Genomic DNA, 21,943 nt, shown 5'->3' with positions numbered 1-21,943 from the left:
ATCCTGCATCCATATTGTGGAAATTATTTGAAAATGAGGGGGCGGAATCCATCGGGGAGGCAGGCGCGCCGACGCGGGGCAAAGGCGCGTGGCACGGCCGCGCATCGCGGGCGCGGCGCGATCCATGCGAAGGAGGGAGGGGGAAGGGCGCGCAGCCCGGGGAAACGGGCGCGTTTGCCCCGTTCGGGGAGGTCGGCGCCACGCGCCGGAGGGAAACACAAGGCGGGCGGCGACCTGGCCGCCCGAGTATGGCCCGCCGCGCCTACTTTTCCCAGCCGCCGCCCAGCGCCAGGAACACGGCGATCTGGTCGTTGCTGAGTTCGGCCTGGCCGGCGGCCAGCGCGCTTTCATTGCTGGCCAGCGTGCGCTCGGCGTCCAGCACCGTCAGGTAATCGGTCTTGCCGTACTGGAACAACTGGCGCGCCTGCGAGGCGGCCTGCGCCGCCTGGTCGCGCGCCGCTTGCAGCGCGGCCTGGCGATCGAGCTGGCGCGCATACACCACCAGCGCGCTCTCGGTTTCCCGCAGCGCGTTCAGCACCGAGGCGTCAAAGCGCGCCACGGCGGCCTTGGTGTTGGCCTCGGCCTCGGCGATGCGCGCCTGCACCGCGCCGGTGTTGGGCAGCGTCCACGAGATCAGCGGACCGACGCTCCAGCTGAAGGTGCCGCGGTCGCCGAACATGGCGGCCGGGCCGCCCGAGGCGCCCGACAGGCCCAGCGTGATCTTCGGATACAGGTCAGCCGTGGCCACGCCGATGCGCGCGGTGGCGGCGGCCAGCGCGCGTTCGGCCTGGCGGATGTCGGGACGGCGGCGCAGCAGCGCGGCGCCGTCGCCCACCGGAATGGTTTCGCTCAATTGCGGCGCGGCGGCGCATTGCAGCAGCGTGGTCGGAATCTCGGCGGGGGTCTGGCCGGTGAGCGCCGCCAGGCGGTACAGCGCGGTGCGCTGCTGCGCCTGGAACGGCGGCAGGCCGGCGCGCAATTGCTCCAGCTGGCTGCGGGCGCGGGTGACGTCCAGCGCGGTGCCGCGGCCGGCGCGTTGCAGACGGCTGACGGCGTCCAGCGATTCCTGCTGCACCTTCACCGAATGCTCGGCCGAGGCCAGCTGCATGCCGGCCGAGCACAGGTTGGCGTAGGCGCGGGCGGTTTCGGCCGCCACCGTGACGCGGGTGGCGTCGTAGGCGGCCTGGGCCGCCTGGGCGTCGGCGCCGGCCGCTTCCACGGCGCGCCGGATCTGGCCGAACAGGTCTACCTGGTACGACATGCTGGCGCCGGCCGAGTACGACCAGCGATTGGGCGGGTCGATGCCCGGCGCCATCTCCTGCAGGCCGGAGACGTGGCCGAAGGTGGGCGAGGCATTCACGCCCAGGCTGGGCTGCTGCTGCGCCTCGGTCTCGCGCACGGCGGCCTGGGCGCGTTCGAGGTTGGCGCTGGCCACGCGCAGGTCGGTGTTGGCGGCCAGGGCCTTTTCCACCAGGCCGTCCAGCACCGGATCGTTGTACAGCCGCCACCAGTGGCCGGGCACCTGGTCGCGCTGGAACACGCCCTCCCGCGCCTCGGCGAATGGCGCCTGCGCGCCTGGCCGGGCGGCGGCCGCGTCGGCGGGCACCTGGTAGTCAGGGCCCACGGCGGCGCAGCCGGCCAGCACGGCGGACAGCATCAGCGGCAGGAAGAATCTGGTGTTCATGGCGGTTACGGCTTGGCGTTGTCTAAGAGGTTGGCGGGTTGGTGAAAGCGCGCGCTCAAGAGGGCTGGCGCGCGTCGGTCCGCGTCTGCGCGGGCGCGGCGGCGGCGCCGACCGCCACGGTGGCGGTCTGGCCGGCCACCAGGCGCACGCCGGCGGGCACCTCGTCGATCTTCACGCGCACCGGGATGCGTTGCGCCAGGCGCACCCAGTTGAAGGTCGGGTTGACGTTGGGCAGCAGGTTGGCGCCGGTGCTGCGGTCGCGGTCGGCGATGCCCAGCGCGATGCTCTCGACATGGCCGCGGATCTGGCGGTTGTCGCCCATCAGCGTGACGGTGGCCGGGTCGCCCTCGTGGATGCCGGGCAGCTTGGTTTCCTCGAAGTAGCCTTCGACGTAGAACGAGCTGGCGTCGACCAGCGCCATCACGCCGCGGCCGGCGCTGGCGTACGAGCCGGCGCGCAGGTCGAGGTTGGTGACGCGGCCGTCGGTCACGGCCAGCACGCGGCTGCGTTCCAGGTTCAGGCGGGCGGTGTTCAATTGCACCTCGGCCTGGGCCAGCGCGGCCTCGGTCTGTTGCAGCTTGGTCTGGCTCTGTTCCAGCGCCTCGGCGGCCACCAGCTGGCCCAGCGAGCGGTTGCGCTTGGCGTCGCGCAGCGCCTGTTCGCGCGCCACCTGTTGCGAACGGACCGAGGCCTGGGCCTGGTCGTAGGCCAGCTGGAAGCGGGCGCGGTCGATCTCGAACAGCACGTCGCCGGCCTTCACGTCCTGGTTGTCGTGCACCGGCACGGCGGTGACCAGTCCGGACACGTCGGGCGCCACCTGCACCACGTAGGCCTTGACGCGGCCATCGCGGGTCCAGGGTTCGACTTCATAGTGCACCCATAGTTGCCAGCCGGCGTAGACGGCGGCCGCGACCACGGCGGCGGTCAGCGCGAATTTGCCGATGGCGGCGGGGCGCAGGGCATTGGGAAGTTTCATACCTATCTCTGCAGAAAATAAGGGGAAATCAGGGAGACGCCATACAGCAGCACGATGAACAGCGCCAGGTCGAACAGCGCCGGGTGCCACACCAGGCGATACAGCCCGGCGCGCGCCAGCACGCGGCGCACGGCCCAGGCCACGCCCAGGGTGACCACGCCCAGCACCAGCAGCCAGGGGAAGTAGATGCCATAGAGGTTGAATTCGCCGATCATGGTGTTTCCAGCGTGGGATGGGCGGGTTGGTAATCGGCCGCCTCGGGGAAGAAGGCGCGGCGCAGGCCGACCAGGGCCACCACGGCGCGATCGCGCGCGGCGACGGTGCCGGGCGTGGCGCTGACGCTGGCCAGGGCGCGATCGATCTGCGCCAGCATCTCCGGCGCCTTGTCGCCGCCGCGCCAGTTCGAGCGCTCGCGGAAGAAACGCGCCAGGCTGTCGAGCACGGGCACGATGGTGGCGTCGGCCATGGGCAGGTGGCGGCGGGCGCGTTGCAGTTCGGTGATGTCGCGGCCCACGCGCAGGTCCTTGAGCGCGTCGGCGGCGACCAGGTCGTCGGGGCGCTTGGCCATCGCCAGGCGCGGTTGCAGCAGGCCGATGCGGTCTAGCATGCGGGCGGCGTAGGTGTGGCGGGCCGGGGCGCGCGGCGAACTGGCCAGCGTGGCCAGTTCGTTCCAGTTGGCGGCCTGGATGCGGCGCGCGCTCCAGTCGGCGCTGACGGTGCGGAAGATGGCGGCGATGATGGCGGCGGTGGCCACGCCCATGCATTGCGCCACCTGCGTGTCGATGAACGACACCAGGTCGGCGGTATGGGTGTCCTGCAGCGCCATGGTGCCCAGGAAGCCGAACAGCACCGCCATGGCCTTGCCGGTGGACGCCGGCCGCGCGATGAAGATGCCGAGCACGAAGGCGGTGGGCAGCATCGCCAGCGCCAGCATCTCGAACGAATGGATGGCCGGCATGATGCCCAGCAGGTACAGCGCCGACAGCGGGATCGAATACACCGTGTAGGTCAGGAACTGCATGATGCCCGGCACCGGGTTGTCCTGCGAGGCGAAGAAGCAGCTGAAGATGGCGGCCATCAGGGCGGCGGTGGCGCCGTTGCTCCAGGCCGTGCCGATCCAGAACAGGCAGACGACCGAGATGGCGACGCCGGCGGCGGCGGCCGACAGCAGCGCCATGCCGCGGTCGCGGTGCAGGGCGCGGTTGGGCGCGGTGCGGGCGGGAGCGCGCGTGGTGCGCAGCGGCGCGCCGGCCAGGCCGGCGCGGATCTCGCGGCGCAGCGCCAGGCATTCGTCATAGGTGTCGATCAGTTCGCGCAGCCGCGTCATCAGGCTGGCCAGCAGCGCGTCGCGCCAGCCGGAATGGCTGTCGATGGCGGGCGTCAGGCGGGAAACGGCGGCGCGCAGGTGCACGGCGGTTTCATGGGTGGCCTGGGCGCCCGCGTTGATCCATTCGGAGATGTCGGCCAGCACCTGCGAGACAGGCTCGGGCAGCGTCTGGCCGTCGGCCTGCAATGCGCGCATGCGGTCTTCGACGGCGGACACGGCGGGCGTGAGCGCGGCGATCTGGTCCTGCATGGCGCGCACCGCGCCGGCGGTCCAGCGCAGGTTGCCGGTATCGAACGGCACGTGGGTCGACAGCAGGCGCAGCTGGGTGATGTCGTTGGCCAGTTCGCGGCGGTCGCGGTCTTTCTGTTCGGCGGTCTTGCCGCTCAGGGTGTCGTGGATCCAGAGCTTGGCGTCGCGCACCGCCTTGTCCAGCTGCAGCGTCAGCGCCGGCGCCAGGCCGCGCGGCAGCACGATGCTGTGGACCAGCGTGGCGCAGACGATGCCCAGGCTGATTTCCTCGACCCGCGCCAGCGCGGTGTCGAACACCTGCGACGGGTCGGTGACGCTGGGAAAGCCGATCATGGCGGCGGTGTAGCCGGCCAGCATGAACAGGTATGAGCGCGGCGTGCGGTCCAGCACCGACAGGTACAGGCAGAAGCCGACCCAGGCCACCATGGCGGCGGTCATGACGACGGGCGAATTGGACAGGCGCGGCACCATGTAGACGGTCATGGCCGAGCCGCAGAAGGTGCCGACCAGGCGGTATAGCGCCTTGGAGCGCACCGCGCCCGACCAGGGCTGGGCCACGATGTAGGCGGTGGTCATGGCCCAGAACGGGCGTGGCAGGCCGATGCTGTACGAAAGATAGAGCGCCATGATGGCGCTCAGGTAGCTCTTGAGGGAGAAGATCGTCTCGCGGACGTTGGGCAGTTTCATGGCCGCGGGTCCTCCTGGGCCCCGGCGGCGCTGCGGCCCAGCGCGGCCTTGAGCGCATCGAACACCCGCAGGCAGGCTTGCAGGTCGGCTTCGCTGACGCCGTCGAACAGGCGCCGGCGCAGTTCCACCAGCACGTCCTCGACCTGCTTGCGCAGGGCGTGGCCGGCGTCGGTCAGGTGCAGGGTCTTGGCGCGGCGGTCGTGCGGGTCTTCGCGCCGTTCCATCAGGCCGGCGGCGACCAACTGGTCCAGCACGCGCACCAGCGACGGACCTTCGACCCCCAGGGCCTCGGCCAGCGCGCCCTGGCGCACGCCGTCGCCCAGCCGGCCGGCCAGGATCACGGGCCAGGCGGTGGCTTGCGACAGGCCGTAGTCGGCCAGGGCCTTGTCGGCGGCGCCGCGATAGGCGCGCGACAGCACCATCAGGTTGGCGGTGGTGGCCATGAGTTGGGAGTCGGTGGGGGTGTCCATGGAAATCGATTGTATCCTATCTATTAGCTTACTATTAATTGAAAATGGCGAAGATCTCCATTGATTTTTTCAATCGGGAAAATCAGGGGCGGGTTTTCCGTGAGTGGAAAGGTGAGGGGCGAACGGGCGGCTTTGGCGCGGCGGGGCGCGTGATGCAGGGCGGCCGGGCTGCCGCGAGCCTGGCGTCAGCCCACGCCGGCAATCATCCGTGCCTGCCATGGGCAACGAGCGCCCGGCAAGCGTTGCCGCGCCAGGCGGCAGGCGCATGCTGTCACGTCGATTTGCGGGTGGCCATGCCGGCCGCCCATAGGGGCATCAGCCGTTGCAATCGGCCCAGCAATTGGGCGTTTCGTACAGGCGCACGCGGGTCAGGCGCAGGTCGGCGCCGTAGTGGCCGTGGTAGTGCGGGGCCAGGATCTCGAAGATGATGGCGGCCAGGTTCTCGGCGGTGGGGATGCGGTCCAGCACCACGGTCTTGTGGCCGGGCATCGAGTCCAGGAAGCCGCGCACGGCGGTGTCGCCTTCGTAGACCAGGAAGGCGTGGTCCCAGACGTCGACGATGTGGGCCTTGGCGATGCGCTTGATGTCGGCGAAGTCCATCAGCATGCCGTTGTCGGACTCGCCCGGGGCCTGGACGATGTCGCCGGTCAGGGTGATTTCGAGCACATAGCGGTGGCCGTGCAGGTTGCGGCACTGGCTGCGGTGGTCGGGAATGCGGTGGCCGGCGTCGAATTCAAGCCTGCGGGTCACGGAAATCATGGAATGCCTATGTATTTATGGGTCTGCAGGCTCAGGCGCCATTGCGGGTGCTGCATGCAGTATTGGACGGCCTGTTCGGTGTTGGCCAGGCGGGCGGGGCCGTCCATGGGTTGCAGGAAGAAGTGGTCGAAGTCCAGGTGTTCGAAGCGCGGGGGCAGGGCGTTGGCCTGGGGGTAGACCAGCTTGAGTTCGTTGCCGCGTTCGATGACGACGGGGGCGGTGCCCTTGGGGCTGACGCAGATCCAGTCGATGCCGGGGGGCGGCTGGACGGTGCCGTTGGTTTCGATGGCGACGGTGAAGCCGCGCGCGTGGACGACGGCCAGCAGCGCTTCGTCCAGTTGCAGCAGCGGTTCGCCGCCGGTGAAGACGATGTAGCGGTTGGCGGTGTCGGGACCCCAGGCGGCCTCGATGGCATCGGCGAGCAGTTCGGGGCTGGCGAATTTGCCGCCGCCGTCGCCGTCGGTGCCGATGAAGTCGGTGTCGCAGAAGGTGCAGGCGGCGCTGGCGCGGTCGCTCTCGCGGCCGGTCCAGAGATTACAGCCCGCGAACCGGCAGAAGACCGCCGCGCGGCCCGCGTGGGCGCCTTCGCCTTGCAGGGTCTTGAAGATTTCTTTGGCGGTGTAGGTCATGACGGGGGGCGCCGGGCAGGCGGCGCCGGGAATGAGCAAAAACGGACTATTTTAGTCGTTACAGCTCCTCGAGGTAGCGCATGCGGAAGCGCCGGCCCTTGATGTTGCTGTTGGACAGGCGCGAGAAGGCCTGCTTGGCGATCTTGCGGTCCAGCGCCACGTAGGCGTTGAACTCGGTGATGTTGATCTTGCCGACCTGCTCGAAGGCCAGGCCGCCGTCGCCGGTCAGGGCGCCCAGCAGGTCGCCAGGGCGCAGCTTATCCTTCTTGCCGCCCTGGATGCACAGGGTCACCATGGGCGCGCGCAGCGGCCGGTCGGCCTTGGGGCGCAGCGACTTGAGGTCGCCCCAGGTCAGGGGCGCGCCCTGGTATTGCTCGATCAGGTTGGCCCAGCGCATTTCGTCGGGCGAGCACAGGCTCAGGGCCAGGCCTTTCTGGTCCCCGCGGCCGCTGCGGCCGATGCGGTGCACGTGGACTTCGGTGTCCTTGGTGACGTCGACGTTGATGACCGCGCCCAGGTTCTGGATGTCCAGGCCGCGCGCGGCCACGTCGGTGGCCACCAGCACGGCGCAGCTCTGGTTGGCGAACTGGATCAGGATCTCGTCGCGTTCGCGCTGTTCCAGGTCGCCGTTCAGCGCCAGGGCGCTGATGCCGGCGGCCTGGAGCCGTTCGACCAGGTCGTGGCTGCGGATCTTGGTGTTGCAGAAAGCCAGCGTGGAGACCGGGCGGAAGTGCGCCAGCAGCGTGGCCACGGCATCCAGGCGCTCGGCGGGGTCGATCTCGTAGAAGATCTGTTCGATGCGGCTGGCGTCGTGCTGGGCCTCGACCTTGACTTCGGCCGGGTTGCGCAAAAAGCGCGCGCTCAGCTTGCGGATGTTGTCGGGGTAGGTGGCCGAGAACAGCAGGGTCTGGCGCTTGGCCGGGCAATGCGAGGCGATCGCCACGATATCGTCGTAGAAGCCCATGTCGACCATGCGGTCGGCTTCGTCCAGCACCAGCGTGGTCAGGCCGGACAGGTCCAGGCTGCCGCGCTCCAGGTGGTCCTGGATGCGGCCGGGCGTGCCGACCACGATGTGGGCGCCGCGCGCCAGCGATTCGGCCTGCGGGCGCGCCGCGGCGCCGCCGCATAGCGTCAGGATCTTGACGTTGGCGATCTGGCGCGCCAGCCGGCGCAGCTCCTGCGCCACCTGGTCGGCCAGCTCGCGGGTCGGGCAGAGCAGCAGCGCCTGCGGCGCCAGGCGGGCGGGATCGAGCTTTTGCAACACGCCCAGGCCGAAGGCCGCGGTCTTGCCGCTGCCGGTCTTGGCCTGCGCGATCAGGTCGCGGCCTTCCAGGATCAGCGGCAGGCTCTGCGCCTGGATCGGCGTCATCTGCTCGAACCCCAGGCTTTGCAGGTTGTCGAGCAGGGCGGGCAAAAGGGGCAGGGTGGTGAAGGGCGTCTGGGTCACGGTCAGGCTCTCGCAGGAACTGCGATGAATACGGATACGGCCGACAGTGTAAGGCCTGGCGCTTCCGGAGCGGCCCGGCGCGATGGCCAGGCGCGCGCGGGCGCCGGCCGCGCCGCGCTCAGGCCGACGGTTCGTAGGTGCCCGCCAGCGCCCGCGCCGCTTCCTGCATGCGCGGCAGCCAGGCGCGCGCGCCGTCGATCGACAGCCGCGCCACCGGCGCGTGCAGCGCCACCGCGGCGATGGCGCGGCGTCCGCGCATGATGGGCACCGCCATGCAGACGATGCCCAGCAGGAATTCCTCGCGGTCGAAGCTGGCGCCTTCCTTGCGGATCGCCAGCAGTTCGCGCTCCAGCGCGGCCGTGTCGCATAGCGTGTTGGGCGTGTAGCGCGGCAGCGGCGCCGCCGCCAGCAGCCGGGCGCGGGCCTCGCGCCGCATGTGCGCCAGGAACAGCTTGCCGCTGGCGCTGCAGTGCAGCGGCACGCGCGAGCCGGGCTGCAGGTTGACGCGCAGCGGCCAGGCGGTCTCGACCCGGTCCAGGTAGATGACCTCGTCGCCGTCCAGCATGGTGCAGTTGCAGGTTTCGCCGATCTCGTCGACCAGGCTGTCGAGGATGCGATGGCGCTCGGCCCGCAGCGGCGAATTGAGCAGGGTGTCGCGCGCCAGCAGCGCCAGGCGCGGGCCGGTGATGTAGCGCTTGCCTGCCGGTTCGCGCAGCAGCATGCCGGCGTCCACCAGCCGCGACAGGATGCGCAGCACCGAGGGCTTGGGCAGGCCGGTGGCGTCGGTCAGCGCCGCCAGCGATACCGGCGCCTCGGAACCGGCGACCTGTTCCAGCAGGGTCAGCGCGCGCAGCGCCGCGGAGGATTCGTCTTTCATCTTTCAATATTTGAAGATTTGGCGAAAGGCCGCCAGGTTGGTGCGGATTCTGCAGAAAATGGAATGCTGCAGGGTGGGAAATGCGGGAGTTCTGCTGCAGTATCGGTTCACCCCGGCCAATATGCAATCCAAGCCGCGCCGGCCCGCCAGGAGAGAGACCATGAGCAGCAAACAACACATGACCCCCAGCGAAGCGTTTGTCGAGACGCTGGTGGCGCAGGGCGTCAAGGACGTTTTCGGCATCGTCGGTTCGGCCTTCATGGACGCGCTGGACCTGTTCCCCGCCGCCGGCATCCGCTTCGTGCCGACGGTGCACGAGCAGGGCGCCGCCCACATGGCCGACGGCTATTCGCGCGTCACCGGCCGCCACGGCGTCTGCATCGCGCAGAACGGCCCCGGCATCACCAACTTCGTCACCGGCGTGGCCGCGGCCTACTGGGCCCACAGCCCGGTGGTGGCCATCACGCCCGAGACCGGCACCTCCGGCATGGGCCTGGGCGGCTTCCAGGAAACCGAGCAGCTGCCGATCTTCTCGCGCATCACCAAGTACCAGGCGCACGTCAACCGGCCCGACCGCATGGCTGAATTCACCGCCAAGGCCTTCGACAACGCGCTGGCCGAGCGCGGCCCGACCCAGCTGAACATCCCGCGCGACTATTTCTACGGCGAGATCGACGTGGCGATTCCGGAGCCGCGCCGCATCCGCCGCGGCCCCGGTTCGGAAGAAGACCTGGAAGCGGCCGCCCGCCTGCTGGCCGGGGCGAAGTTCCCGGTGATCGTCGCCGGCGGCGGCGTGCTGTTCTCGGCCGGCCAGGCCGAATGCGTGGCGCTGGCCGAACTGCTGGGCGCGCCGGTGGTCACCAGCTACCTGCACAACGACGCCTTTCCGGCCAGCCATCCGCTGTGGTGCGGGCCGCTGGGCTACCAGGGCTCCAAGGCCGGCATGAAGCTGCTGTCGCAGGCCGACGTGGTGCTGGCGCTGGGCACGCGCCTGGGGCCTTTCGGCACCTTGCCGCAGCACGGGCTGGACTACTGGCCGCAGAACGCGCGCATCATCCAGGTCGATGCCGACCACCGCATGCTGGGCCTGGTGCGGCCGGTGTCGGTGGGCATCTGCGGCGATGCCAAGCCGGCGGCGGCGGCGCTGGCCGCGAAGCTGCGCGATCGCGAGGTCGCCTGCGTGGCCACCAAGGCGGCGCGCGGCGAAGAGATCGCGGCGCAGAAAAGCGCCTGGGAAAAGGAACTGGACGGCTGGTCGCACGAGCGCGACGACTGGAGCCTGGACATCATCGAGCACGGCGGCGGCCGCATGCATCCGCGCCGCATGCTGCGCGAACTGGAGCGTGCCATGCCCAAGCATGTGATGGTGTCCACCGACATCGGCAACATCTGCTCGGTGTCCAACAGCTACCTGCGCTTCGACGAACCGGATTCGATGCTGGCCGCCATGAGCTTCGGCAACTGCGGCTACGCGCTGCCCGCGCTGATCGGCGCCAAGCTGGGCCGGCCCGACCGGCCGGCGGTGGCCTACGTTGGCGATGGCGCCTGGTGCATGAGCTTCCAGGAACTGCTGACCTGCGTGCGCGAGCGCATCCCGGTCACGGCGGTGGTGTTCCACAACGGCCAGTGGGGCGCGGAAAAGAAGAACCAGGTGGACTTCTACGGCCGCCGCTTCGTCGGCAGCAACCTGCAGAACCCCAACTTCGCGGAACTGGCGCGGGCCATGGGCGCCGAGGGCATCCGGGTCGAGCATGCCGACCAAGTCGGCGCGGCGCTGCAGGCCGCGTGCAAGGCGCAGTCCGAGGGCAAGACCACGGTGCTGGAGATGATGGTGAGCCAGGAGCTGGGCGATCCGTTCCGCCGCGACGCGCTCAAGCAGCCGCTGCGCCTGCTGGACAAGTACAAGCGCTACGTCAACCAGCCGTTCCAGCCGGGCGAGGTGCCGCTGCCGATCGACCCGGTGCGCGGCTGACGCCATGGCCAGCGACCGCTTGTTCGAGCCGCTGCGGGCTGCGGCGCTGTCGGCCGGGCGGGTGCGCACGGCGGTGGCCTATCCGCTGTGCGCTTCCAGCCTGGGCGCCGCGGTGCAGGCGCGCGAAGCCGGCTACATCGAGCCGCTGCTGGTCGGGCCGGCGGCCCGGCTGGCCGACCTGATGGCCGAGCTGGGCCTGCGCGCCGGCTCGCTGGAGATCGTCGACACGCCCGACGACGAGGCGCTGGCCGCGCGCGCCGCGGCCGGCCTGGCGCGCGACGGCGCGGTCGGCATGCTGATGAAGGGCAGCCTGCACACCGACCATTTCATGTCGGCGGTGGTGGCGCGCGAATCCGGGCTGCGCACGGCCCGGCGCATCAGCCATGCCTTCGTGATGGCGGCGGCCGCGTATCCCAAGCTGTTCATCCTGACCGACGCCGCCGTCAACATCGCCCCTACCCTGCAGGAGAAGGCCGACATCGCGCAGAACGCCATCGACCTGGCGCATGCGCTGGGCGTGGCGCGGCCCAAGGTGGCGGTGCTGTGCGCCACCGAATCGGTCAACCCGGCCATGCCGGCCACGCTGGACGCGGCGGCGTTGTCGAAGATGGCCGACCGCCAGCAGATCCGCGGCGGCCAGATCGACGGTCCGCTGGCGTTCGACAACGCCATTTCGCGCCAGGCGGCCGAGCAGAAGGGCATCGTCTCGCCGGTGGCGGGCGATGCCGACATCCTGCTGGTGCCCGATATCGAGGCCGGCAACATGCTCTACAAGGAACTGACCTGGCTGGCTGGCGCGGCCACCGCCGGGCTGGTGCTGGGCACGCGCGTGCCGGTGCTGCTGACCAGCCGTTCGGACGCGGTGCAGGCGCGGGTCGACAGTTGCGCGGTGGCGGCGCTGTATGCGCGGGCGCTGGCGGCCGGCGCGCGTTGAAGCGGGTCGCCCGCCGGCCTGGCACCATCAAGTCCGGCGGTTTGGTACTAAGCCGGGACCCCCGGGTTGACTAGGCTAGCGCCATAGCCATCGTTTGAATGGCTCATGCCAACAATGCCAAGGGGTGGATGATGCGCAGCGCGACACGCGGCTTTGCCGCAATACTGACAGCATGGGCCTTGATGGCCGGCACGCACGCGGCGCGGGCCGCCGATACGCCCAAGCCGGGCGGCACGCTGGTCATCGGCTCGACCCAGGTGCCGCGGCACCTGAACGGCGCGGTGCAGTCGGGCATCGCCACGGCGCTGCCCAGCGCTCAGCTGTTCGCCAGCCCGCTGCGCTACGACGCCGACTGGAAGCCGCAGCCCTATCTGGCGCAGTCCTGGGAACTGGCGCCCGACGCCAGGTCGCTGACCCTGCACCTGCGCCACGACGCGGTGTTTCACGACGGCAAGCCGGTGACGTCGGCAGACGTGGCGTTTTCGGTGATGGCGGTCAAGCAGAACCATCCGTTCCAGAGCATGCTGGCGCCCGTCGAAAGCGTCGATACGCCTGATCCCTACACCGCCGTGCTGCGCATGAGCAAGCCGCATCCGGCGATCCTGCTGGCGCTGTCGCCGGCGCTGATGCCGGTGCTGCCCAAGCACATCTACGGCGACGGCCAGGACCTGAAGAACCATCCGCGCAATTCGGCCAACGTGGTCGGCTCGGGCCCGTTCACGCTCAAGGATTTCAAGCCGGGCCAGGAGATCGTGCTGGAGCGCTTCGACAAGTTCTTCGAAAAGGGCAAGCCCTACCTGGACCGGGTGGTGGTCAAGATCAACCCCGACGCCACCAACCTGCTGATCGGGCTGGAGCGTGGCGACATCGGCGCGCTGCCGTACATGACCGAGCCGACCATCCTGCGCCGCGCCAAGGACAATCCGCAGATCGTCATGACCGATCGCGGCTACGAAGGCATTGGCGCGCTCAGCTGGCTGGCGTTTAACACCACCCGCAAGCCGCTGGACGACGCGCGGGTGCGGCAGGCGATCGCCTACGCCATCGACAAGGGTTTCATCACCAAGGCGCTGAACGCCGGCTTCGCCAAGCCGGCGGACGGGCCCATCGTCGCGTCCAGCCCCTATGCGACCCAGGACCTGAAGAAGTACCCGCTGGACCTGAAGAAAGCCGAACAACTGCTGGACGAGGCCGGCTTCAGGAAGGACGGCAAGGGCGTGCGCATGACCCTGACGGTCGACTACATGCCCGGCAGCGACGTGCAGGGCAAGAACGTCGCCGAATACCTGCGCAGCCAGTTGAAGAAGGTCGGCATCGCGGTGCAGGTGCGCGCCTCGCCCGATTTCCCGACCTGGGCCAAGCGCATCGCCAGCCATGATTTCGACATGACCACCGATATCGTCTTCAACTGGGGCGATCCGGTGATCGGCGTGCACCGCACCTATCTGTCGAGCAATATCCGCGACATCATCTGGACCAACACGCAGTCGTACCGCAATCCCAAGGTCGATGAATTGCTGGCGCAGGCCGGCACCGAGACCGACGAGACCAAACGGCGCGCGCTGTATGCGCAGTTCCAGCAGATCGTCACCGAGGACCTGCCCATCGATTTCCTGACGGTCATTCCGTACCACACGCTGTCGTCCAAGAAGGTGCACGGCCTGCCCGATGGGATCTGGGGCCTGCTGTCGCCGCTGGACGACACGTATCTGCAATAGCGGGAGGGTGCCATGTTGCGCTATCTCGCGCGTCGGACCGGCTATGCCGCGGTGCTGCTGCTGGCCGTGGTGACGCTGAACTTCCTGTTGATCCACATCTCGCCCGGCGATCCGGTCGAGACCATCGCCGGCTCCATGGGCGGCATCAGCGAGGAACTGCGGGCCCAGTTGCGCACCCAGTACGGGTTGGACCGGCCGTTCCTGGTTCAACTGGGGCTGTATCTGTCGCAGGTGGCGCGCGGCGACCTGGGCTATTCCTACTTCTTCAACCTGCCGGTGGCGCAGTTGATCTGGGAGCGGGTGCCGGCCACGCTGCTGCTGGTGCTGACGGCGGTGTCCAGCGCCTTCCTGGCGGGCACCGCGCTGGGCACGCTGGCGGCGCGCAAGCCCAACGGGCCGTTGTCGCAGGGCATCACGCTGCTGTCGATCGTGGGCTATTCCGCGCCGGTGTTCTGGACCGGCATCATCCTGATCATCCTGTTCGCGTCGCTGCTGCCGTGGTTCCCGGTGTCGGACATGCGCTCGGCGGGCGGGCCCGAGGGCGGCTGGGCCGGCGCGCTGGACGTGCTGCACCACCTGGTGCTGCCGGCCTTCACGCTGGCGTTCGTGTACCTGGCGCAGTACAGCCGGCTGGCGCGCGCCAGCGTCATGGACGCGCTGTCGGCCGACTACATCCGCACCGCCCGCGCCAAGGGCCTGCCCGAGCGCACGGTGCTGTACCGGCACGCGCTGCGCAACGGCGTGCTGCCGGTGGTGACCATGCTCGGCCTGCAATTCGGCAACGTGCTGGCCGGCGCCATCCTGGTGGAGACGGTCTTCAACTGGCCGGGCCTGGGCCGGCTGGCGTTCGATTCCGTGCTGCGGCGCGACTATCCGACCCTGCTCGGCATCCTGCTGTTCGCGTCCCTGCTGGTGGTGGTGATGAACCAGCTTACCGACCTGGCCTACCGGCTGATCGATCCCAGGATAAAGACCTCATGAGCCACGTTCCTCCCGCCTTGTCCGGCGCGCCCGCGCCGGCGGCCGCCCGTGCGGCGCGACCATCGTACGAAGCGCTGCGCGCTTTCGCCCGCAATCCGGGCGCGCTGATCGGCTTGCTGTTGCTGGCCGCCATCCTGGCGGTGGTGCTGATCGGCCCCCTGGTGATGCCGGCCGATCCGTTCGAGATCGCCAGCGCGCCCATGGAGCCGCCCGGCGGCGAACTGCTGCTGGGCTCGGACTACCTGGGCCGCGACGTGCTGACCGGCATGATCCATGGCGGCCGCGCCACCTTGCTGGTCGGCGTGGTGGCGGCGGTGCTGTCGATGGCCATCGGCATCACCGTGGGCGCGCTGGCCGGCTACTACGGCGGCTGGGTCGATGAAACGCTGATGCGCATCACCGAGTTCTTCCAGGTGCTGCCGGCGCTGTTGTTCGCGATGGTGCTGGTGACGCTGTTTTCGCCGTCGCTGGGCACCATCGCCGTGGCCATCGGCGTGGTCAGCTGGACCGCCACCGCGCGCCTGGCGCGCGGGGAATTCCTGAGCCTGAAGCGGCGCGAGTACGTGCTGGCCGAAAGAGTGATCGGCTCCAGCAACGCGCGCATCATCTGGCGCGTGATCCTGCCCAACGCGCTGGCGCCGCTGATCGTCTCGGCCACGCTGGCCATCGGCACCGCCATCCTGTTCGAGGCGGGCCTGTCGTTCCTGGGGCTGGGCGATCCCAACGTGATGAGCTGGGGGCTGATGATCGGCAGCAACCGCCCCTACATCCTGACCGCCTGGTGGGCGGTGACCCTGCCGGGCGCGGCCATCTTCCTGACCGTGCTGGCGGTCAGCCTGATCGGCGACGGCCTGAACGATGCCCTCAATCCCAAGCTGGCCAGCAAACGGAGAAGCTGATGAGCGCCTTGCTTGAAGTCCGCGATCTCGGCGTGTCCGCCGCCCACGGCGGCCCGGCGGTGGTGCGGGGCGTGTCCTACACGGTCAACCGCAACGAAATCCTGTGCGTGGTGGGGGAGTCGGGATCGGGCAAGTCGGTCACCGCGCAGGCCATCATGGGCCTGCTGCCGCCGGATCAGTTGCGCGTGACCCAGGGCCGTATCCTGTACGACGGGCGCGACCTGGTCGGCCTGTCGGCGGCCGAATGGCAGGGGCTGCGCGGCCGCAAGTTCGGCATGGTGTTCCAGGAGCCCATGACGGCGCTCAATCCCGTCATGCGCGTGGGCCGGCAGGTGGAGGAGGTGCTGGCCTGGCACACGGACATGGACGCCGACGCGCGCAGGCAGCGGGTGCTGGAGCTGTTCGGTCAGGTGCTGCTGCCCGATCCCCGGGCCATGTACGCGGCCTATCCGTTCCAGTTGTCCGGCGGCCAGCGCCAGCGCGTGGTGATCGCGATGGCGCTGGCGCTGGAGCCGGACGTGTTGATCGCCGATGAGCCCACCACCGCGCTGGACGTCACCACGCAAGCGCAGATCCTGGCGCTGATCAAGGACATCCAGCGGCGCATGGGGATCGGCGTCATTTTCATTACCCATGATTTCGGCGTGGTGGCCGACATTGCCGACCGCATCGTGGTGATGCGCCACGGCGCGGTGGTGGAGGCGGGCGCGGCCGCCGAGATCCTGAACCGGCCGCAACATCCCTACACCCGTCAATTGATCGCGGCGGTGCCGCACAAGCCCGAGGGCAAGGACGAGGCCGCCGCCACGCCGCCGCTGATGACGGTGGCCAAGCTGTGCAAGACCTACGTCACCGGCGGCCGCCGGGTCGAGGCATTGCGGGATATTTCGCTGGAGATCCGCCAGGGCGAAACCCTGGGACTGGTCGGCGAATCGGGCTCGGGCAAGTCCACGCTGGGCAGCGCGCTGATCGGCCTGGTGGCGCCCGATAGCGGCAGCGTGCGCCTGGACGGCCGCGAACTGGTCGGCATGGCGCCAAGGGATTTCCGGCCCTACCGGCGTCAGATCCAGATGGTGTTCCAGGACCCTTACGCTTCGCTCAACCCGCGCCAGCGCGTGGTCGATTCGGTCGCGCAGGGCCCCATCGGCTTTGGCGAGAGCCGCCAGACCGCGCTGCGCGAGGCCCGCGAACTGCTGGCCCTGGTGGGACTGGGTGGCGACGCGGGCGAGCGCTATCCGCACCAGTTTTCGGGCGGGCAGCGCCAGCGGGTCGGCATCGCCCGCGCGCTGGCGCTCAAGCCGCGGCTGCTGGTGGCCGACGAGGCCGTTTCGGCGCTGGATGTGTCGATCCAGGCGCAGGTGCTGGATCTGCTCAAGACCATCAGCGGCCAGTTCGACCTGTCGGTGCTATTCATCACGCACGACCTGCGCGTCGCGGCGCAGATCTGCGACCGCATCGCCGTGATGCGGCACGGGCAACTGGTGGAGCTGGACCGCGCCGCCACGATTTTCTACCACCCGCGACACGAATACACGCGCCGCCTGATCGATTCGGTGCCGGGCAAGGCCTGGGACAAGCCCGACCTTCAGGCGCTGTCGGACATCACGACCAGGAGCAAGCAGCATGCATGACACCCCGCATCCGGCACAGGCGCAAGCCGCCGGCACCACCATTTTTGCCGCCCGCGCCATCCTGACGATGAACCCGGCCCAGCCGCGCGCCACGCACGTGGCGGTGCGCGATGGCCGCATCCTGGGCGTGGGCAGCCGCGAAGACCTGGCCGGCTGGGGACCGGCCGAGCTGGACGAGCGCTACGCCGACCACATCCTGATGCCGGGGCTGGTGGAGGGCCACTGCCATCTGCCGGAAGGCGGCATGTGGCAGTTCGCCTACGTTGGCTACTACGACCGCCGCGGGCCCGACGGCCGTATGTGGCCGGGCCTGCAAAGCTTCGAGGCGGTGGCGGCGCGCCTGCGTGAACTCGCCGCCGGCCTGGCGCCGGGGCAGACGCTGATCGGCTGGGGCTTCGATCCCATCTTCTTCGGCGGCCAGCGCATGAGCGTGCACGACCTGGACGCGGTGTCGGCCGACCGGCCGGTGGTGGTGATGCACGCCAGCATGCACCTCATGAATGTGAACACGCCGATGCTGTCCCGCGCCGGCATCGACCGCGATACGGATATCGAAGGCATCAGCCGTTTCGCCGACGGCCAGCCCAGCGGCGAGCTGTGCGAGTTCGCCGCCATGTTTCCGGTGATGCGGCTGATCGGCAATCCGTTCCGCACCGTGGGCCTGTCGGAAAGCGGCCTGCGCATGTTCGGTAAGGTGGCGCAGTGGGCCGGCGTCACCACCGCCACGGATCTCGTCAACGAGCTGGGCGACGAGGGCCTGGCGACGCTGGCGCGGGTCACGGCCGAGCCCGACTATCCGGTGCGCATCGTGCCGGCGGCGTCCGCGCTGACCTACGCCGGCGACCCGGCCGCCTGCCTGGCGAAGCTGCGCGAGGCGGGCCGGCTCAATCATGGCAAGCTGCGCCTGGGCATGGTCAAGCTGGTGGTGGACGGCTCCATCCAGGGCTTCACCGCCAGGGTGCGCTGGCCGGGCTATTACAACGGGGCGCCCAACGGCATCTGGGTCATCGCGCCGGGCGAGCTGGACGCCATGGTGCAGGCCTATCACGACGCGGGCGCGCAGCTGCATATCCACACCAATGGCGACGAGGCCACCGAACTGGCCATCGACGCCATCGACCGCGCGCTGCGCCGCAGCCCGCGACGCGATCACCGCCACACCCTGCAGCATTGCCAGATGGCGGACGCGGCGCAGTTCCGCCGCATGGCCAGCCTGGGCATGTGCGTGAACCTGTTCGCCAACCACATCTTCTACTGGGGCGACGCCCATTACGCGCTGACCATGGGACCGGATCGCGCCAACCGCATGGACGCCTGCGCCTCGGCCGCGCGCGCGGGCGTGCCGTTCGCCATCCACTCGGATGCGCCCATCACGCCGCTGGGGCCGCTGTTCACCGCCTGGTGCGCGGTCAACCGCCAGACCGCCTCCGGCCGCGTGCTGGGCGAGTCCGAGCGCATCAGCGTCGAAGCAGCGTTGCATGCCATCACCCTGGGGGCCGCCTACACGCTCCACATGGACCATCTGGTCGGCTCGATCGAGGTCGGCAAGCACGCCGATTTCTGCGTGCTGCGCGACGATCCGCTGGACGTGCCGCCGTCACGGCTCAAGGACATCGAGGTGCTGGGCACCGTCATCGGCGGCCGACCGCTGGCGCCCCAAGCAGCCTGACATGGCGCGCATTCCGCTGACCGTGGTGGGCGGCTTCCTGGGCGCGGGCAAGACCACCTTGCTGAACCACGTGCTGGCGCACGGCGCCCGCCGCGCCGCGGTGCTGGTCAACGATTTCGGACCGGTCGATATCGACGCCGGCCTGCTGGCCGAGCGCGCCGACAACGTGATCCGGCTGGCCAACGGTTGCGTCTGTTGTTCGATGGCGGGCGGCCTGGACGACGCGCTGGCGCGGGTGCTGGCGCTGGATCCGGCGCCCGGGTGGATCGTGATCGAGGCCAGCGGCGTGTCCGACCCGGGGCGCATCGCGCAGGTGGGGCTGTCGGATCCGCTGCTGCAACTGGAGGCGGTGGTGGTGCTGGTGGACGCTGGCGCCATCCGCGAGACGCTTGCCGATCCGCTGCTGGCCGACACGGCGCAACGCCAATTGCGCGCCGCCGACCTGCTGGTGCTGAACAAGACGGACCTGTTGCCCGCCGCCGCGTTGCCGGCGCTGCGCGACTGGCTGCGGACGCAGGCCGGCGAGGCGCCGGTCGTAACGACGCGCGAGGCGCGGGTGGACCTGGGCGCATTGCTTGGCGCGGGCGATCGCGGCCATGAAACCTGCGCGGCGCATTGCTGCGATCCGGCGCACCGCCACGCGGCGGCCGGACCGGCGCGCGCCATGGACGCCGACGAGCCGCAACATCCGTTCCAGAGCTGGCTCTGGTCCGCGCCCGCCATGCTGCATGCCGACCGCCTGGCCGATGCGCTGCGGCAGTTGCCGCGCCATTGGCTGCGGGCCAAGGGCTGGGTGCGCACCGAACGCCATGGCTGGGTGCTGGTGCAGCTGGCCGGACGCCGGGTGCGCTTCGATACGCGGGCGGCGCGCCCGGCCGGGGCGCGGTCGCCGTCGCTGGTCTTCATCGGCATGCGCGGCATGGCGCAAGGCGGTGAATTGCGCGCGCGGCTGGCGCCCGCCGCCACGTCAGGCGCCACGTCAGGCGCTACGTGAGGCGTCGTGAAAGCAGGCGCCGCGCCGGCGGGGCCGTTCTGGTGCAAGCGATTTGCCGCGTCTGGTTCTAGACCCTGCCCAGCCCCCCGCGTACCTTGGGCATGGAGCCTGGGCGCACGTCGCGCCCGGCGATCGAGGAGGGTAGGCAATGCAAAAGACCGTCACCGTGGACATGCTGGCCGAGTTCGCGGCCGCCTGGAACCGCCACGATATCGACGCCCTGATGTCTTTCATGAGCGAGGACTGCGTCTTCGAAACGGTGGGCGGCCCCGAGCGCTGGGGCGCCCGGCACAGCGGCCGCGAGGCGGTCCGCGCCGCCTTCGAGGCGGCCTGGAAGAACTTCCCGGATGCGCAGTGGAACAACGGCCGCCACTGGGTGGCGGGCGAGCGCGGCGTGTCGGAAAGCACCTTTACCGGCACGGCCGCGGACGGCTCGCGAGTCGAGGCCGACATGGTCGACGTCTTCACGTTCCAGGACGGCAAGATCCGCGTCAAGAACGCCTTCCGCAAGCAACGCCCGGCCTTGCCGGCCCGCGCCTGAGCCGACGCCGCCACCGGATACCGCCCCATGGATGCCGCTATGTCTTCCGATCCGTCGAATACCGCCGGTACCCTCATCGACCCCGCCGGCATGCCGGCCGCGCCGACGGCCGCCAGCCCGGCCGTCAGCGCCTACGACCCGCTCTACGATCCGCTGGTGTCGGCGCCGGGACGCGGGCAGGAGTACGCGCCGACCTACTGGGTCGCCACGGCCGGGCCGCCGCCCGCGGACGACGGACCGATCCGGGGCGACATCGAGGCCGACGTGGTCATCGTCGGCTCGGGGTTCACGGGCCTGTCGGCGGCGTTGGCGCTGGCGCGCGACTACGGCGTGCGCGCGGTGGTGCTGGAGGCCAACCGCGCCGTATGGGGCTGCACCAGCCGCAATGGCGGGCAAGGGCAGAACGCGTCGGGACGCCTGTACCGCTCGCAATGGATCGAACGTTGGGGGCTGGACACCGCGCGGCGCCTGGATGCCGAGATCCACGAAGGCTTCGACTACTGGAAGAGCCTGGTGGCGCAGATCGACTGCGACGCGCAACCCGGCGGCCATCTGTACACCGCGCATCGCGAGAAGAAGATGGCGTTCCTGCGCAACGAAGCGCGGGTCATGCGGGAGCTGTTCGGCTACGACACGCGCATGCTGACCAAGGAGGAACTGCGCGAGCGCTACGTCGATGACCACGAGGCGGTCGGCGCCCTGCACGAGCCGGACGGCATCGGCGTGCATCCCTTGAAGCTCGCCTACGGCTACATGCGCCAGGCCCGGGCGCTGGGCGCGCGCCTGCATCCGGGCAGCCCGGTGCTCGGCTGGACCGAGGAGGGCGGCGGCTACCGCCTGCAAACGCCCGGCGGCACGGTGCGCGCCAAGCGGGTCGGCTTTGCCACCGGCGGCTATACCGCGCAGGGCGTGAATCGGTTGCTGGACAACCGCATCATGCCGATCCTGTCCAATTCCATGGTGACGCGCGTGTTGACGCCGGACGAACGCGCCCGCGCCGGCATCAAGAGCACGGTATTCATCACCGACACGCGCACCCTTAGGTTCTACTACCGGCTGCTGCCGGATGGCCGCATGCAGATCGGCAGCCGCAGCGCCTTGCGCGGCGCCGACGCGCAGCACCCGCGCCACCTGGCGCTGTTGCGCGAAGGCCTGGCGCGCAAGTTCCCGTCGCTGCGCGGCATCGAGCTGGACTATGCGTGGACGGGCTGGGTCGACGTCAGCCACGACATGATGCCGCGCATCACCCAGCCGGATCCGGCGCGGCAGGTGTACTACGCCTTCGGCTATGGCGGCAATGGCGTGTCGTTCTCGGCCCATGCCGGCCGCCGCCTGGCGCAGCGCATGATGGGCCAGGACGGCCTGTCGTGGAACCTGCCGATCTACGACTCGCCGCTGCCCGGCCATCTGTTCGCGCCATTCCGCCGGCTTGGGCAGGCGCTGCTGTATCGCTGGTACTACCTGCGCGACGAAGTGCTGTAGCGGTGGCGGCGAAGGGC

Annotated in this window: 19 protein-coding genes; 10 read left to right on the top strand and 9 right to left on the bottom strand. The window is 69.8% G+C overall.

Translation table 11 applies throughout. From position 1 onward, the window contains the following. Nucleotides 1-262: 262 nt before the first annotated feature. The 9 genes from AT699_RS15565 to AT699_RS15525 form a co-directional block, all read right to left on the bottom strand. Nucleotides 263-1,684: an efflux transporter outer membrane subunit gene (locus tag AT699_RS15565; RefSeq protein WP_024069027.1), complete on the bottom strand. Its 1,422-nt coding sequence runs from the start codon at nt 1,682-1,684 to the stop codon at nt 263-265. Nucleotides 1,685-1,739: 55 nt separating this feature from the next. After that, on the bottom strand, nt 1,740-2,660 hold the full coding sequence (locus AT699_RS15560) for an efflux RND transporter periplasmic adaptor subunit (protein ID WP_024069026.1): 921 nt from the start codon (nt 2,658-2,660) through the stop codon (nt 1,740-1,742). A 2-nt stretch (nt 2,661-2,662) separates the two neighbouring features. Then, nucleotides 2,663-2,875 carry a DUF1656 domain-containing protein gene (locus tag AT699_RS15555; protein ID WP_020927916.1) on the bottom strand — a complete coding sequence of 71 codons (213 nt, stop codon included), beginning with the start codon at nt 2,873-2,875 and terminating at the stop codon, nt 2,663-2,665. Next, nucleotides 2,872-4,923 carry an FUSC family protein gene (locus AT699_RS15550; RefSeq protein WP_024069025.1) on the bottom strand — a complete coding sequence of 684 codons (2,052 nt, stop codon included), beginning with the start codon at nt 4,921-4,923 and terminating at the stop codon, nt 2,872-2,874. Before AT699_RS15550 ends, AT699_RS15555 begins: the two co-directional genes overlap by 4 nt. Further along, nucleotides 4,920-5,393 carry a MarR family winged helix-turn-helix transcriptional regulator gene (locus AT699_RS15545; RefSeq protein WP_006387237.1) on the bottom strand — a complete coding sequence of 158 codons (474 nt, stop codon included), beginning with the start codon at nt 5,391-5,393 and terminating at the stop codon, nt 4,920-4,922. Before AT699_RS15545 ends, AT699_RS15550 begins: the two co-directional genes overlap by 4 nt. Before the next feature lie 315 nt (nt 5,394-5,708). After that, nucleotides 5,709-6,152 carry a 6-carboxytetrahydropterin synthase QueD gene (queD, locus tag AT699_RS15540; protein ID WP_006387236.1) on the bottom strand — a complete coding sequence of 148 codons (444 nt, stop codon included), beginning with the start codon at nt 6,150-6,152 and terminating at the stop codon, nt 5,709-5,711. Then, entirely contained in the window at nt 6,149-6,781 is a 633-nt protein-coding gene (gene queE, locus AT699_RS15535) for a 7-carboxy-7-deazaguanine synthase (protein ID WP_006387235.1), read from the bottom strand. Before queE ends, queD begins: the two co-directional genes overlap by 4 nt. A gap of 58 nt (nt 6,782-6,839) precedes the next feature. Then, nucleotides 6,840-8,228 carry an ATP-dependent RNA helicase DbpA gene (dbpA, locus tag AT699_RS15530; protein WP_006387234.1) on the bottom strand — a complete coding sequence of 463 codons (1,389 nt, stop codon included), beginning with the start codon at nt 8,226-8,228 and terminating at the stop codon, nt 6,840-6,842. A gap of 118 nt (nt 8,229-8,346) precedes the next feature. Further along, nucleotides 8,347-9,105 carry an IclR family transcriptional regulator gene (locus tag AT699_RS15525; RefSeq protein ID WP_024069024.1) on the bottom strand — a complete coding sequence of 253 codons (759 nt, stop codon included), beginning with the start codon at nt 9,103-9,105 and terminating at the stop codon, nt 8,347-8,349. A 160-nt stretch (nt 9,106-9,265) separates the two neighbouring features. Between AT699_RS15525 and xsc the strand changes: the two genes are divergently transcribed. From xsc to AT699_RS15475, 10 genes are all read left to right on the top strand, one after another. Beyond that, nucleotides 9,266-11,077: a sulfoacetaldehyde acetyltransferase gene (gene xsc / locus AT699_RS15520; RefSeq protein WP_035182904.1), complete on the top strand. Its 1,812-nt coding sequence runs from the start codon at nt 9,266-9,268 to the stop codon at nt 11,075-11,077. 4 nt (nt 11,078-11,081) lie between these two features. Then, a complete protein-coding gene (locus tag AT699_RS15515) occupies nt 11,082-12,011 on the top strand; it encodes a bifunctional enoyl-CoA hydratase/phosphate acetyltransferase (protein ID WP_024069022.1) in 930 nt (309 codons plus the stop codon). A 98-nt stretch (nt 12,012-12,109) separates the two neighbouring features. Then, nucleotides 12,110-13,729, top strand: coding sequence for an ABC transporter substrate-binding protein (locus tag AT699_RS15510; protein ID WP_006387230.1), 1,620 nt, complete (start codon nt 12,110-12,112; stop codon nt 13,727-13,729). A 12-nt stretch (nt 13,730-13,741) separates the two neighbouring features. Further along, the gene (locus AT699_RS15505; protein WP_006387228.1) at nt 13,742-14,710 is read left to right on the top strand and encodes an ABC transporter permease; all 969 of its coding nucleotides are present in this window, start codon (nt 13,742-13,744) and stop codon (nt 14,708-14,710) included. Then, complete coding sequence (locus AT699_RS15500; RefSeq protein ID WP_006387226.1) at nt 14,707-15,609, top strand: ABC transporter permease; 903 nt, start codon at nt 14,707-14,709, stop codon at nt 15,607-15,609. The genes AT699_RS15505 and AT699_RS15500 overlap by 4 nt, the downstream gene beginning before the upstream one ends. Then, nucleotides 15,609-17,240, top strand: coding sequence for a dipeptide ABC transporter ATP-binding protein (locus AT699_RS15495; protein ID WP_006387224.1), 1,632 nt, complete (start codon nt 15,609-15,611; stop codon nt 17,238-17,240). Before AT699_RS15500 ends, AT699_RS15495 begins: the two co-directional genes overlap by 1 nt. Further along, nucleotides 17,233-18,909, top strand: a complete 1,677-nt coding sequence (locus tag AT699_RS15490; RefSeq protein WP_024069019.1) for an amidohydrolase — start codon at nt 17,233-17,235, stop codon at nt 18,907-18,909. Before AT699_RS15495 ends, AT699_RS15490 begins: the two co-directional genes overlap by 8 nt. A gap of 1 nt (nt 18,910) precedes the next feature. Next, entirely contained in the window at nt 18,911-19,903 is a 993-nt protein-coding gene (locus AT699_RS15485; RefSeq protein WP_024069018.1) for a CobW family GTP-binding protein, read from the top strand. A 148-nt stretch (nt 19,904-20,051) separates the two neighbouring features. Then, nucleotides 20,052-20,444 (top strand): nuclear transport factor 2 family protein, encoded by a 393-nt coding sequence (locus AT699_RS15480; protein WP_024069017.1) that lies wholly within the window; start codon nt 20,052-20,054, stop codon nt 20,442-20,444. Nucleotides 20,445-20,534: 90 nt separating this feature from the next. Next, nucleotides 20,535-21,926, top strand: coding sequence for an NAD(P)/FAD-dependent oxidoreductase (locus AT699_RS15475; protein WP_111727713.1), 1,392 nt, complete (start codon nt 20,535-20,537; stop codon nt 21,924-21,926). Nucleotides 21,927-21,943: the final 17 nt, after the last annotated feature.

It is taken from the genome of Achromobacter xylosoxidans (assembly GCF_001457475.1).
Classification (GTDB): Bacteria; Pseudomonadota; Gammaproteobacteria; order Burkholderiales; family Burkholderiaceae_B; genus Achromobacter; species Achromobacter xylosoxidans.
Note: the sequence above shows the minus strand (reverse complement) of the source record. Positions and strands in the feature narration are given on the sequence as shown.